12 protein-coding genes are annotated in these 14,724 nt (G+C 33.7%); 11 read left to right on the top strand and 1 reads right to left on the bottom strand.

The features are described from left to right. The 3 genes from KWG70_RS01195 (at nucleotide 1) to KWG70_RS01185 (ending at nucleotide 6,344) form a co-directional block, all read left to right on the top strand. Nucleotides 1-1,662: an alpha-amylase family glycosyl hydrolase gene (locus KWG70_RS01195; RefSeq protein ID WP_230934161.1), complete on the top strand. Its 1,662-nt coding sequence runs from the start codon at nucleotides 1-3 to the stop codon at nucleotides 1,660-1,662. Nucleotides 1,663-1,670: 8 nt separating this feature from the next. Continuing rightward, nucleotides 1,671-3,788: a glycoside hydrolase family 97 protein gene (locus tag KWG70_RS01190; RefSeq protein ID WP_230934160.1), complete on the top strand. Its 2,118-nt coding sequence runs from the start codon at nucleotides 1,671-1,673 to the stop codon at nucleotides 3,786-3,788. A 180-nt stretch (nucleotides 3,789-3,968) separates the two neighbouring features. Further along, nucleotides 3,969-6,344, top strand: a complete 2,376-nt coding sequence (locus KWG70_RS01185; protein ID WP_230934159.1) for a GAF domain-containing protein — start codon at nucleotides 3,969-3,971, stop codon at nucleotides 6,342-6,344. A 15-nt stretch (nucleotides 6,345-6,359) separates the two neighbouring features. On the opposite strand, the gene KWG70_RS01180 is transcribed toward KWG70_RS01185, so the two are convergent. Then, entirely contained in the window at nucleotides 6,360-7,562 is a 1,203-nt protein-coding gene (locus KWG70_RS01180; protein ID WP_230934158.1) for a Pycsar system effector family protein, read from the bottom strand. A 207-nt stretch (nucleotides 7,563-7,769) separates the two neighbouring features. Here KWG70_RS01180 and KWG70_RS01175 point away from each other — a divergent pair, with 207 nt between their 5' ends. The 8 genes from KWG70_RS01175 to KWG70_RS01140 are packed head-to-tail and all read left to right on the top strand — an operon-like array spanning nucleotide 7,770 to nucleotide 14,695. Continuing rightward, nucleotides 7,770-9,332 (top strand): protein adenylyltransferase SelO, encoded by a 1,563-nt coding sequence (locus KWG70_RS01175; RefSeq protein ID WP_230934157.1) that lies wholly within the window; start codon nucleotides 7,770-7,772, stop codon nucleotides 9,330-9,332. Next, the gene (locus KWG70_RS01170) at nucleotides 9,332-9,583 is read left to right on the top strand and encodes a peptide methionine sulfoxide reductase (protein WP_230934156.1); all 252 of its coding nucleotides are present in this window, start codon (nucleotides 9,332-9,334) and stop codon (nucleotides 9,581-9,583) included. The genes KWG70_RS01175 and KWG70_RS01170 overlap by 1 nt, the downstream gene beginning before the upstream one ends. Next, on the top strand, nucleotides 9,580-10,536 hold the full coding sequence (locus KWG70_RS01165) for an aldo/keto reductase (RefSeq protein WP_230934155.1): 957 nt from the start codon (nucleotides 9,580-9,582) through the stop codon (nucleotides 10,534-10,536). The genes KWG70_RS01170 and KWG70_RS01165 overlap by 4 nt, the downstream gene beginning before the upstream one ends. Before the next feature lie 7 nt (nucleotides 10,537-10,543). Then, the gene (locus tag KWG70_RS01160) at nucleotides 10,544-10,825 is read left to right on the top strand and encodes a DUF427 domain-containing protein (protein ID WP_230934154.1); all 282 of its coding nucleotides are present in this window, start codon (nucleotides 10,544-10,546) and stop codon (nucleotides 10,823-10,825) included. Beyond that, nucleotides 10,825-11,352, top strand: a complete 528-nt coding sequence (locus tag KWG70_RS01155; protein ID WP_230934153.1) for a peptide-methionine (S)-S-oxide reductase — start codon at nucleotides 10,825-10,827, stop codon at nucleotides 11,350-11,352. The genes KWG70_RS01160 and KWG70_RS01155 overlap by 1 nt, the downstream gene beginning before the upstream one ends. A 10-nt stretch (nucleotides 11,353-11,362) precedes the next feature. Beyond that, nucleotides 11,363-12,580: a bifunctional alpha/beta hydrolase/OsmC family protein gene (locus tag KWG70_RS01150; protein WP_230934152.1), complete on the top strand. Its 1,218-nt coding sequence runs from the start codon at nucleotides 11,363-11,365 to the stop codon at nucleotides 12,578-12,580. Nucleotides 12,581-12,603: 23 nt separating this feature from the next. Next, nucleotides 12,604-13,749, top strand: coding sequence for an ergothioneine biosynthesis protein EgtB (egtB, locus tag KWG70_RS01145; RefSeq protein ID WP_230934151.1), 1,146 nt, complete (start codon nucleotides 12,604-12,606; stop codon nucleotides 13,747-13,749). A 1-nt stretch (nucleotide 13,750) separates the two neighbouring features. After that, on the top strand, nucleotides 13,751-14,695 hold the full coding sequence (locus KWG70_RS01140; RefSeq protein WP_230934150.1) for an L-histidine N(alpha)-methyltransferase: 945 nt from the start codon (nucleotides 13,751-13,753) through the stop codon (nucleotides 14,693-14,695). Nucleotides 14,696-14,724: the final 29 nt, after the last annotated feature.

The following is a 14,724-nucleotide window of genomic DNA, read 5'->3' as shown; positions in this document are numbered from 1 at the left end:
ATGAAAAAACTAACCATTTTAATTTTAGTATTCGCAACATTTTTTAGTTGCAAAACGCAAACAAAAGAGAATATTAAGGAAAAAAAAGCAGAAACCCCCTTCGTTTGGGAAGGTGCTAATCTTTATTTTCTATTAACAGATCGCTTCAATAATGGTGATACATCTAACGATGTCAATTTTGATAGAACTAAAGAAACGGGGAAATTACGCGGTTTTAAAGGTGGAGATATTAAAGGGATTACTCAAAAAATTGAAGAAGACTACTTTACAGATCTTGGAATTAATGCGATTTGGATGACACCAATTGTTGAGCAAATTCATGGAGGAACAGATGAAGGTACTGGCGTTACTTATGGGTTTCATGGGTATTGGACAAAAGATTGGACAGCTATTGATCCCAATTATGGAACAAAAAAAGATTTGAAACAACTTGTTGAGGCTGCACATGCTAAAGGGATTCGAATTCTTTTAGATGCTGTAATTAATCATACAGGACCTGTTACCGAAAAGGATCCAGTTTGGCCGAGTGATTGGGTTCGAACCGAACCACAATGTAAATACAGTAACTATGAAAATACGATTACTTGTACGTTAGTAAAGAACCTGCCAGATATTAAGACCGAAAGTAATGAAGCCGTTGATTTGCCACCACAATTGGTTGAGAAATGGAAAACGGAAGGACGTTATGAAGACGAGGTCGCCGAATTAGATGCGTTTTTTGAAAGAACAGGTCATCCTAGAGCACCACGTTTTTATATCATGAAATGGTTAACCGACTATATTACCGAATTTGGTATTGACGGTTATAGAGTGGATACTGTGAAACACACTGAAGAATTTGTATGGCAAGAATTTAAAAATGAATGTGATTATGCTTTTTCAGAATTTAAGAAGAACAATCAGGATAAGGTGTTAGATGATAACGATTTTTATTTAGTTGGAGAGGTGTATAACTATGGAATCTCATCTGGAAAGGCGTTTGATTTTGGCGATAAAAAAGTGAACTATTTTGATGAAGCTTTTACAAGTCTTATCAATTTTGAACTCAAATGGAATGTGGCTCAACAGTCTGAAGAAGATGTTTTTAAACGGTATTCAAATGAATTAAATACAAAATTGAAAGGTTATGGTGTCTTAAATTATTTAAGTTCACATGACGACGGACAACCATTTGATCCAACGAGAGAAAAGCCTTATCAAACCGCAACAATGTTATTACTAACTCCAGGAACATCCCAAGTGTATTATGGAGATGAATCTGCTAGAAGTTTAGTTGTTGAAGGTACAGTGGGAGATGCTACTTTACGTTCTATGATGAATTGGGACGCTATTGAAAGTGATGCAAAGACCAATAAAGTGTTAGAGCATTGGCAGAAACTTGGTCAGTTTAGAGCTAATCATCCTTCTGTTGGCGCAGGAACTCATCAAATGATTACTCAAGAACCATATACTTTTTATAGAAGCTATACCAATGAAGATTATAAAGATTTGGTGGTCATAGGTTTAAATTTAGCTAAAGGCGAAAAATCAATAGATGTATCTAAGTTTTTTAAAGATGGAGAAACGATTCATGACGCCTATTCAAATGAAAATATAGTAGTGTCTAATGGAAAAGCAGAATTCAGTTCTGAGTTCTATACTGTACTTTTAGAACAAAAATAATTAGAATTATGAGAGGTTTAATTACATTACTATTAGCGCTATTTTTAGTGTCTTGTAATTCTTCTGATGACAAGCACGTATTTGAAGCGGTGTCATCAAATGGAGTATTGAAGTTAACATTTAATGTCACCAAAGAAGGAGCTCCTTTTTATGTTGTTACTCGAGAAAACACGGTTGTGATCGATACCTCTTTTCTAGGTTTCGAGTTTAAAGATGCGCCTGCATTTCACAAGAACTTTAGTGTTAAAAACTCCGAAACAAAGACAAATGTTGAGACTTGGTCAATGCCTTGGGGAGAACAAAAGGATGTTGTTAATAATTATAGAGAATTAAAAGTGATGCTTCAAGAAAAAGTATCGCCAGAACGCTTTCTTAATATTATATTTAGAGTCTATGACGATGGTATTGGCTTTCGTTATGAGTTTCCTGAACAAGCAAGACTCAAAGATGTTGAGATCACCGAAGAACGTACACAATTTAACTTAACACAGGACTACAATACCTTCTGGACTCCTGGAGATTGGGATATTTACGAACATTTGTATAGTACGACTAAACTTTCAGAAGTTAATGCTTTAAAGTATGTAGGGCATGTTAATTTGGCTCAAACGTATATACCAGAAAATGCTGTTAATACGCCTGTGACTATGGTTGGTGAAAATGGTATCCATCTCAGCTTTCATGAAGCAACTTTGGTAGACTATTCGGGTATGACCTTAAAAGTAGATACGACCAATTTAAGTCTTGAAAGTCACCTTGTAGGCTCTGAAAACACAACCTATAAAGTAAAACGTAGTTTGCCGTTCCATACACCTTGGAGAACTGTACAAATTACAGATAATGCGCCAGATTTAATAGCATCTAACCTTATTGTAAATCTGAATGAACCTAATAAATTAGGAGATGTATCTTGGTTTAAGCCAATGAAATATACAGGTGTTTGGTGGGAAATGCATTTAGGGAAATCGTCATGGGACTATGGTATGGAGATGGTTGATGGAAAATGGACCGATACAGGAAAGGCACATGGGAGACATGGCGCTACTACCGAAAATGTAAAGCGATTTATTGACTTTTCAGCAAAAAATAATATCAAAGGTGTTTTAGTTGAAGGTTGGAATACAGGTTGGGAACGTTGGATTGGTTTTGAAGATCGGGAAGGTGTTTTTGATTTTGTAACAACATATCCCGATTATGATATCGATGAAGTAGTGCGCTACGGAAAAGAGAAAGGTGTTGATATCATTATGCACCATGAATCTTCTGCTGCTACCGAAACGTATACAAAACAACAAGATACTGCTTTTGCTTTGATGCAGAGCTATGGTATACATTCTGTTAAAACTGGATATGTTGGAAAAATCCTTCCGAAAGGAGAATATCATCATGGACAGTATATGGTAAATCATTATAACAATACAGTTGAAAAAGCTGCGAAATATAAGGTAGCGATTAATGCGCACGAACCAATCAAGGCAACAGGATTGAGGCGAACATATCCTAATACCATTTCGAGAGAAGGTCTTCGTGGACAAGAATTTAATGCATGGGCTCAAGATGGAGGTAACCCTCCAGAGCATTTACCAATAGTGGCTTTTACGAGAATGCTTGCAGGTCCAATAGATTTCACGCCTGGAATTTTCAATATTAAGTTTAATGAATACAAAACAGAAAATCAGGTTAATACAACTTTAGCGCAACAATTGGCCTTATACGTTGTAATTTATAGCCCAATTCAAATGGCTGCTGATTTGGTAGAGCATTACGAAGCAAATCCTGAACCATTACAATTTATTAAAGATGTAGGAGTTGATTGGGAAGACACAAAAGTGTTAAATGGCGAAGTAGGAGATTATGTGACCATTGCAAGGAAAGAGCGAGAAACAGGCAACTGGTTTTTAGGCAGTATTACCGATGAGAATGCTAGGGAATTGGATATAGATTTTGATTTTCTAGAGGATAATCAAGAGTATACAGCTACGATTTATAAAGACGGAAAAGATGCACATTGGGACAAAAACCCATTAGCTATAGACATTGAAACACTAGTAATACGTAAATCATCTCAATTAAAACTAAGATTAGCTCAAGGTGGAGGTGTCGCCATAAGTATTATAAAAAAATAGTGTTATATTTTTTTTATTGACAAACGTTTCTTTGAGTGAGCTTATAGTTAAGCGCTATTATAAATCGATTAAATTTCTTACTTTTTAACATAATTTCTTGTAACATTCCGGCACTTAGAAAGTCTTATTAATAAGAATTAAACTATTAATTTGTAACTTTGCATGCAACAAAACGTTGGTATGAGTGACATTAACGAGAACATAGAATCTCCTTTTGAGCTTAAAGTAAGTTTTAGCAAACTGCTTAAGCACTATGAGGAATTAGCAAAAAGTGAAGATGAATTCATTGCTGCTAAAGCTAGACGTGTCTTGAAAACAGCTGATGCTCACCCTGTTTTGCGCGATGGATTTAGTGATCCTGCAATTTTGAAAGAGAGAGAGAAAGAGATTAGTATTATTCTACAAGACTCTTTTAGTCCAGTTTTGACAAAAAATGAAATTAAAACAGCTTCTGTCCCTTTTCATAACCTCATTTTTAATTCTTCTGAGCGTTTCAAAAGTATTATTGAAACTGCTGGAGACGATTTCGAATTAGAAATTAAAAATATGCCAAAGGATGATAAGTATATTATTGCATGTACTATCATTTTAGCGTTTTGTTACGGTCACAGTATTAACTTCAAGCGACCATTCTATTATGAAATTCCTGATGCTAATGGCATAATGCAGTTCTATAAAATATTGTACAATGCAGATTTTACAGAGATCATTCCAGCCGATCATGCGCCAAAAATAACACAAGAAGATGTTGACGAATTGCTAGACAATTTTGACAATATGGAATTATGGAAGGAAAAATTCCCTCCTAATAGTTATACGTTTAAGGGTTTTGTAATTTCTAATATTTTCAATGTTACAGATGACCAGTCTATTTCTAATATTAAAACCACATTAATTGGTGAAGATAAGCGGAAAGATGAAGGTTTTATGGAAGATTTTCAAGAAATTTTTAGATCACTCTTAGGGCTTAAAGATATCAAAGTAGGTTTTTCTATTTATAATGAAGAAGAAGATGATTTTGAGAAGGTATATGGTGTGGCAATGAATAGCTTTTTACTAAATAACTTAGATTCTAATAAGTGTTCAAGTGCGCTTTGTAGTGACTCATATCAAACCTTATTAAAAGAGAAAAAGTTTTACGCTATTTCTGATGTAGAAAAATATTATAAATTATCTAAAGGTGAAGCTCCTCAATACAAAACACTTAAAGATCAAAGCATTAAAAGTGCGATTTTAGCGCCTATAGCTAACGAAGAAGGCTTAATGGGAATTCTGGAAATTGTTTCAGACCAACCTAAAGTTTTAAATAGCATTAACGCTAATAAACTAGTTGATGTGATGCCTTTTATTGTGTCAGCAGTTGAACGGTCTAAAAGTGAAGAAGAAAATTTAATTGAAGCTATTATTCAGCAAGAATGTACTTCGATTCACCCAAGTGTTAACTGGCGATTTGTTAAGGAGGCCAGAAACTTTATTAAGGATCAATTAAATGGTAAAGAGCCTAGTTTTAATAAAATAGCTTTTGAAAATGTTTATCCGTTGTATGGTCAAATAGATATTAAAGGGTCATCCGATGCAAGAAATTCGGCTACTCAACAAGATTTAACAATTCAATTAAATGCTATAAAGGCCATAATAATCAATGCTCTTGAAATTGAAAACTTACCAATTTATGAGCAATTTCTATATCAAATAAATGACTATTTAGAAGGTTTGAATTCGCATTTTCAAGTCGATAGTGAGCAACAAATTTCTGCATTTATAAGAAAAGATATAGATCCTTTATTAGGTCATTTAAGAAGGGATGGTGTTTTAACAGATCAAGTAAACGCTTACTTTGACAGTATTGATGATAGGGTAGATGTCTTATATAAGCATAGAAAGAATTACGACGATACTATTACTTTAATAAATAAAGAAATGGCTGCGCTTTTAGATAAAAAGCAAGTAGAAGCACAGGCTATGTATCCTCATTACTTTGAGCGCTTCAAAACCGATGGTGTTGAACACAACATGTATATTGGTGAATCCATCACAAAAGAAGATAGCTTTAACCCAATCTATTTATATAATTTGAGATTGTGGCAGTTGCAAGTTATGTGCGAAATGGAAAATGCCTTTTATTTAATGCAATCTGATTTTCCGGTAAAGCTAGATGTTGCGTCTATGGTTCTAGTGTTTAACCAGCCTTTATCTATTAGTTTTAGAATGGATGAAAAGCAATTTGATGTTGATGGTACTTACAATGCTAGATACGAAATTGTAAAAAAGCGTGTAGACAAAGCCTACATCAAAGGTACTACCGAACGTGTCACTCAAAAAGGTAAAATAAGTATCGTGTATTCTCAAAAACAAGATGAAAGAGAATATTTAAGATATATTAAATTTTTACAGTCTAAAAAGTATTTAGATGATGATGTTGAAATTGTTGAACTTCAGGATTTACAGGCAGTTACAGGTTTAAAAGCCTTACGAGTAAGTGTGTTATATCACAAAAATGAAGATGATAAATTGTTCTATACCTATGACGATTTAATGAAGGAAATTAATGCTTAAGTGTGTTTCTTAAGTTTATGGAATCACTGCTCCTGAATATTGAAAAGCAATAGCAAAAGCAATAACACTTACTACTATACCTATCATAAACACCGTATAGGTTTGACGCAATAAACTGTATTTTCTGTTTAAAACTAGACCTAAAAAGTATAAATCTTTAGTAAGTGAACTGTATAAGTAATCTCTATCTTGCATCATTTCATTCATAGCCCACTCAAACTCGTCAAGTTTCATTTTATGGAAGTTTCCAAAGAATAATAAATTAACTTTTTTATTAGCGACATCTTCTTTATTAAATTTTCCCTGAGTTACATTTGGTCGCGTAGCTAATACAGATAAAATAATAGAAGCTACTGTAAACGCAGCAAATATTGCAGTAGGCCAAATCAGGTAATCGTTTGATGGGTTATCAAGTTTAGAGACTAAATTTGATAATACTAATGAGATGATAATAGCATTTACAGAGAGTAAAATATTCGCTTTAGTATCGGCAATGTCACTTAAGGTAATGTGATTTCGAAGTGCAACTCTAAACATAGTCTCAATACCACGTTCAGGTAAATCTAGCTTGTGTTTTTTAAAGCTTAATTCGGCTTTTTTTTGCTTTAATTTCTCTGTGTTTTCCTTAATTTTATTTTGACTTTGTAATAGACCAGCTAGGTTTTTTCCTTTTCGCTTTTCCCATTTACTGGCAGCGATATTTGTATAAAATGTATGGTTTGTTAAAAATGAAATGTTATCATTTACCCAATCAGGCTTTGATATAAATTTGTCTTGAGTGAGTTCCCACTCTTTTCTTAGTAGTGATGCAAATTCATCATAATTTTTACTGGATACATGTGCGCAATCTGCATCTCTAATGATGCCTTCTAGCTCATTTTTAGGCTCATAGGTCATTTGAGTAGCTAATATGATATTAGCAACCGCTTTTATGGTGTCTTCTTCAACTTGTTTTGATTTTAAAAAGTCTGAAGCAATTTTTGCACTCTCTTTTTCATGACCTTCAATTACTTTAGTAAAACCAGTATCATGAAACCACGCTGCAATCAATAAAATATGCTTTTCATTGTTACTAAGACTACTGGTATCTGTAAGTTCTTTTACTTTTTCTACCACACGTTGTGTGTGTGCGAGGTTATGATAAACAAATTTAGGATCTAAATTATCATTTAAATAACCTGTGACATATTTTTCAGCTTCAAGAACTAGGGTTTCCATAAAGAGTGTTAGTTTATTTAGTAAAAATACTAAACTTTAATTAATGACTGTTTTACAACCAGATTTGTCGAAAATTATTAAAATGCTTTCATCCAGACAGATCAAAAAATCTGTAATTTTTTTCAAGGGATAACGACTAAATTATTTGTAAATTATGTGACTTTAAAATTTATTTAAAAAAACAGATTATCTATTAGTTCAATTTTAATGAAATTAAACCTAAAACATACATTCATCCAAGAATTACCGGCTGATCCTATTTCAGAAAATACTAGACGCCAAGTAAAAGAAGCTTGCTTTTCTTATGTCACACCAAAGAAAACCAATGCTCCAAAAATGTTACATGTTTCGAAAGACATGGCTAAAGCATTAGGACTCTCTGAAGCAGATGTTTCATCAGACACGTTTACCAAAGTATTTACAGGTAATGAGGTGTTACCTCATACAAAACCTTATGCGATGTGTTATGGTGGACATCAATTTGGTAATTGGGCTGGACAATTGGGCGATGGAAGAGCAATAAATTTATTTGAAGTCGAACATAATAAAAAACAGTGGACGGTTCAACTTAAAGGTGCAGGGGAAACACCATATTCTAGAACTGCAGATGGATTAGCTGTGTTAAGATCGTCTATTCGCGAATATCTATGTAGCGAAGCGATGTTTCATCTTGGTGTTCCTACAACGCGAGCTTTGTCCTTAGCACTATCTGGTGATGAGGTCTTAAGAGATATGCTATATGATGGGAATTCGGCATATGAAAAAGGTGCTATCGTATCTCGTATTTCGCCTTCATTTTTACGCTTTGGAAGTTTTGAAATATTTGCTGCACGGCAAGATCATAAAACGCTTAAACAGTTAGTCGATTATACAATACAGCAACACTTTACACATTTGGGAACACCTTCAAAAGAGGTGTATATCAAATTTTTTGCTGAAGTTTCTCAGCGTACACTTGAGATGATTATTCATTGGCAGCGTGTAGGATTTGTACATGGTGTGATGAACACTGATAATATGTCTATTCTCGGATTAACTATAGATTATGGCCCTTATGGTTGGTTAGAAGGGTTTGATTTTGGTTGGACGCCAAATACAACCGATAAACAGCATAAACGCTATCGTTATGGTAACCAGCCTAACATAGGTCTCTGGAATTTGTATCAGTTAGCTAATGCCTTATATCCATTAATTGAAGATGTAGAAGCGCTAGAAGCTATTTTAGAAAGCTATAAAACAGATTTTGAAAAGAACTCTTTAGTGATGATGAAAACCAAATTGGGTTTAGAACTAAATGATGACAAAGACCATATGTTAGTGCAAGCTTTGGAAGACGCCTTGTTATTAACAGAAACAGATATGACATTATTTTTTAGACTTTTAGGTCGCTTCAAAAAGGGCGACGCAAAAAGAGGGTTGGATATAGTAAAAGAGGCTTTTTATATACCTAATGAGGTATCTGATACAATTGCGCAACAATGGCGAGATTGGTTTGAGAGGTATGATTTTAGATTGGATAAAGAATTACTTTCTAATATTGAAAGACAATCAAAAATGAATACTGTCAACCCTAAGTATGTACTCAGAAATTATATGGCGCAATTGGCCATTGATGATGCTAATAAAGGCAATTATAATTTGATAGAGGAGTTGTTTCAGCTTTTGAAGAAACCTTACGATGAGCAACCAGACTATGAAAGATGGTTCGCCAAAAGACCAGATTGGGCAAGACATAAAGTAGGATGTTCCATGTTATCATGTAGTTCGTAATGTCAATTTTAAAACGCATTATGTTACTGCCAAAAGGGTATAGCGAAGTCCTATTTCAGGATAAAAAATACGGCATCACTAGAACAGATTTCAATAAAGGAAAAAGTATAAAAATATATGCTGAAGAATTAGCTGGGAATGATTTTATCAGCTTAAATTATTACATCACATCAGATAAAGAAGTATTGAAACCCTGTGAAATGCCAGATGAGAAAGTTCTTCAATTCTTAAACAATATGATTGTCCTATGAATGAAAACGAAGCATTAGGGTTTGGAACAGCGGCAATTGGTAGACCACAGTATATTAATATTCGTCAAGGACATTATTTTGATGGTGATTTAGAAGCCTTTAAAACTCAAGGCTATGCTGTGCTTGAACGAGCTTATAATTTAGGAATTCGCTATTTTGACACAGCTCCAGGATATGGCTTAGCTGAACAGTTACTTATCGATTGGCTGAAAACTAAAACAGATCCAAAAATTAAAATAGCTACAAAATGGGGATATACTTATGTGGCTAATTTTAATCCAAATGCTGCCATTCATGAAGTGAAAGAACACAGTTTGAAGAAATTGAATGAACAATGGGAAAAGTCAAAAGTACTTATGCCAAATTTGAAGGTATATCAAATCCATTCGGCAACATTTGAAACAGGTGTGTTAGAAAATGAAGCCATTCTAAACCGGCTGGCATTTTTGAAAAATGAATTTAACATTGACATAGCTATTACAACTAGTGGAGCTAATCAAATTGAAGTGATTAAAAAGGCCATGGATATTTCTGTGGCTAATGAACAGTTATTTGATGCGTTTCAAGTCACCTATAATATTTTGGATCAAAGTTTGTATGAATTGCACTCAGAATTAATGAATCAAAATAAGACAGTTATCATTAAAGAAGCCATAGCCAATGGTCGTTTGTTTAGAAATGAAAGATTCTATAATTATAATAAACTCTATGCTGTTTTGGAGGAATTATCAGAAAAATATAACGTGGGAATTGATGCTGTTGCTTTGAAGTTTTGTCAACAGACAATAAAAGGCAGCATAGTTTTAAGTGGTGCCTCAAATGTTACGCATTTAGAATCAAATGTAAAGGTGACATCATTTAAATTATCTGAAAATGATATAGAACGGCTTAAGGATTTTGCTGTTAATACGACCAACTACTGGAACGAACGAAAACAATTAAATTGGAATTAAAATAATTATGAAAGCCATTTGGAATAATCAAATTATAGCAGAAAGTAATGACACAGTTGTTATAGAAAACAACCATTATTTTCCACACGAAAGTATTAAAAAGGAATTCTTTAAACCAAGTGATACGCATACCACATGTGCATGGAAAGGTGAAGCGTCTTATTATACTTTAGAAGTCGATGGAAAAGAAAATAGAGATGCCGCTTGGTACTATCCAGAAGTATCTCAATTGGCCAAATCGATAAAAGGGCATGTTGCCTTTTGGAGAGGTGTAGAGATTACAGATTGATGAATAATGAAGAGAAAATAGGATTTGGAGGCGGTTGTCATTGGTGTACAGAAGCTGTATTTCAATCGTTAAAAGGAGTCATTGCTGTAGAACAAGGTTATATCGCATCTACTAATGAATTTGCAAGTTTTTCTGAAGGTGTTATTGTGACCTATAACCCAAAAGAGGTAAGTCTTGAGCTGCTAATAGAAATTCATGTATTAACACATAAGAGTACCAAAAATCACTCTATGCGCGATAAATATCGTTCGGCAATTTATACATTTTCAGAAGTTGTAAAAGCAAAAGCCAAGCATATTTTAAATGATTTGAACAAGCAACATAAAGATGAATTAATTACTCTTGTTTTAGATTTCAATGCATTTAAAACCTCAAGAGAAGAGATTACTAATTACTATTTCAAAAATCCTGAAAAACCGTTTTGTAAAACGTTTATTAACCCTAAATTGAAACTATTATTAACTAATTATACCAACAAAGTTAACTGTGATAAGTTAGATCATTTAAAGTTGGAAACATCACTGTAAATGCATAATTATGAGCAACGAGAGATTAAAAATAGAAAACAAAAAAGGGCATAAACTTCAGGCATATCTGGAGTTGCCTGCTAATCAAAAGCCAAGTTATTTTGCCATTTTCGCACATTGTTTTACCTGTAGCAGTACATTAAGTGCTGTCAAAAATATTAGTCGATCACTAACTAATCACGGTTTTGGTGTGGTGAGATTTGATTTCACAGGACTAGGACGTAGTGAAGGTGAATTTGCAGACAGTCATTTTTCTGCAAATGTTGATGATCTCATAGCTGTTAATGACTATCTAACAGAAAACTACAAAGCTCCATCTTTACTTGTAGGACACTCTCTTGGTGGAGCTGCTGTTTTAGTAGCCGCTTCAAAATTGGATAATATCAAGGCAGTAGCAACAATTGGTGCTCCAGCCACAGTAAATCACGTTAAACATTTGTTTTCTCATGGTATCGAAGATATAAAGCAAAAAGGTAAAGTAGAAGTTAACATTGGTGGTAGACCTTTTAAAATTGACGAAGATTTTGTTTCAGATTTTGATAAAACAGATTTGCCTGCGATAGTAAAGTCTCTTAGAAAACCGCTACTTATTTTGCATTCGCCAATCGATACCATAGTAGGTATAAAAAACGCCGAGCAATTATATCATAATGCACATCATCCAAAGAGTTTTGTGACCCTTGATGATGCCGACCATTTGTTGTCAAATACTCGCGATAGCTTATATGCTGGAGATATTATAGGCAGTTGGGTGCAACGTTACTTTGAACCTAAGGACAATAAGATGCTCGATACAGGAGGAGAACAGTTGGTGGCACATTTAAATTTGAGAGACGATAATTTTACAACAACAATTCAAACATCAAAACACAATTTTATTGCTGATGAACCTGATAGTGTTGGTGGTGATGATTTTGGACCTTCACCTTATGATTTTCTTAGTGCAGGATTAGCGGCTTGTACAGTGATGACCCTAAAATTATATGCCGAACGTAAACAATGGGATTTACAAGAGGTATATGCTCATATAACCTATTCTAAGAAACATAGCGACGATTTAATGTTAGACATTGAATCTCCAAAACGAATCGATCATTTGTCAAAAAAGTTGACTTTTATCGGTAACTTAGACGATTCACAAAAGCAACGATTAAAAGAAATTGCATCAAAGTGTCCAGTTCATAAAACGTTACAAAGTGAAGTGATTATTGACACAGAACTTATATAATTCAAAAATTTCATCATCAATCAATGACATTAAAAGATTCGTATCTAAAAACACGACAACGATTTACAGCAATTTGCAGAACTCTAAAAACCGAAGACTATTCTGTGCAACCAGTTATATTCGTGTCACCTCCAAAATGGCATTTGGCACATAGCACATGGTTTTTTGAGCAGTTTGTACTTTCTAAATTTAAACCTGGTTACAAAACTTTTGACGAGGATTTTGCCTATTTGTTCAATAGCTATTATAACAATGCAGGCACACGTGTATTAAGACCTAATAGAGGGTTAATGACGCGACCAACGGTTGATGAAGTGTATCAATATAGGCAATACGTGGACCAAGAAATGCTCGAATTTTTATCTGAAGACATTTCAGAAGAGATTAAAAAAATAATAGAACTCGGCATTCAACATGAACAACAACATCAGGAGTTGTTTTATTATGATGTTAAATACATTTTAGGACACCAACCTACGTTTCCAACAATTGAAAGTGATATTCACTTTACTGAAATTGAGCAGCCTTCAAAATGGTTAAAAATTGAAGAAGGTGTGTACGATATTGGTCATAACGATGACTCATTTTGCTATGATAATGAATTAGGTAACCATAAAGTGTATTTGCATGAATTTGAAATTTCCAATCAGTTAGTGACCAATCAAGATTACATAAATTTCATAGACGCGGGAGGTTATGATAATTTCAATTTATGGCATGCCGAAGGTTGGGATTTTATTCAACAAAATGCTATAAAAGCACCAGAGTATTGGCATAAAATTGATGGTATATGGCATCACTATACACTTCAAGGCTTTCAAGAAGTTAATCTTAAAACACCTGTTAATCACATTAGTTTTTATGAAGCTCATGCGTTTGCCGAATGGAAACAAATGCGTTTACCAACAGAGTTTGAATGGGAAGTGGCATCAAAACATTTTAACTATGGCGAGCTTTGGGAATGGACTAATAGTGCTTACTTGCCTTATCCTAATTACTCCAAAGCACCTGGCGCTTTAGGCGAATATAACGGTAAATTTATGATCAATCAAATGGTACTTAGAGGTGCTTCGGTAGCAACGGTAGATTACCATAGCAGACCAACATATCGCAATTTTTTTCATCCAGAAATGAGATGGCAGTTTTCAGGAATTAGACTCGTAAAGTAATATGAACAACACATTTGCAAAAGATATCATTGATGGTTTAACCAATGAGCAGAAGCAACTTTCTTCTAAATATTTTTATGATGATAATGGCAGTCGCATATTTCAAGAAATTATGCAAATGCCTGAGTATTATCTTACCGACTCAGAATTTGAAATCTTGTCACTTCAAGCACAACAAATAGTAGATGCCTTAGAGTTTCAACAACCGTTTAACATTATCGAGCTTGGTGCTGGTGATGGATTTAAAACATTCAAACTTCTAGAGTATTTGGTGAATAATTCAGTTGCCTTTAATTACATACCCATAGATATCTCCAAAGAAGCTATTACAATATTAACTCAAAAATTAACAGAGCGTTTACCCCAACTTTCAATCACACCTAAAGTAGGCGATTATTTTGAAATACTAAAAGAGACATCTAAGAGTAAAATACCAAGTTTACTCCTGTTTTTAGGAAGTAATATTGGTAATTATTCTCAAGAAGATGCTAGTAACTTACTAACGCTCTTTAATAAGAATATGAATAGAAATGACAAGTTGCTCATTGGTATGGATTTAAAAAAGAATCCGATAACAATTCACAATGCGTATTACGATAAAGGTGGCGTGACCAAGCGATTTAATCTCAACCTTTTAATTAGAATCAATCGCGAATTTGATGCTGATTTTAAGATAGATGATTTCGACTTTTACTGTCATTACAATCCTATTAATGGCGAAGTGAAAAGTTATATCGTGAGCTTAAAAACACAAACGGTTGATATCAAAAAATTAGGAACAACCATTGAATTCAAACAAAACGAATTGATATGGACTGAGCTCTCAAAAAAGTACGGACTTTCAGAAATAGAAGAACTATCTCGTAAGGCGAATTTCAGTATAAAAAAACATTTTCTAGACTGTAAGCATTATTTTACAGATAGTCTATGGGAAAAATTAGATTAAGAATCAATATCTTTAGAAAACAAAACCGT

Origin of the sequence: Psychroserpens luteolus, from assembly GCF_021032705.1 — a bacterium.
In the GTDB taxonomy this organism is placed as follows: domain Bacteria; phylum Bacteroidota; class Bacteroidia; order Flavobacteriales; family Flavobacteriaceae; genus Psychroserpens; species Psychroserpens luteolus.
The sequence above is the reverse complement of the archived record's forward strand: the minus strand, read 5'-3'. Positions and strand labels throughout refer to the sequence as shown.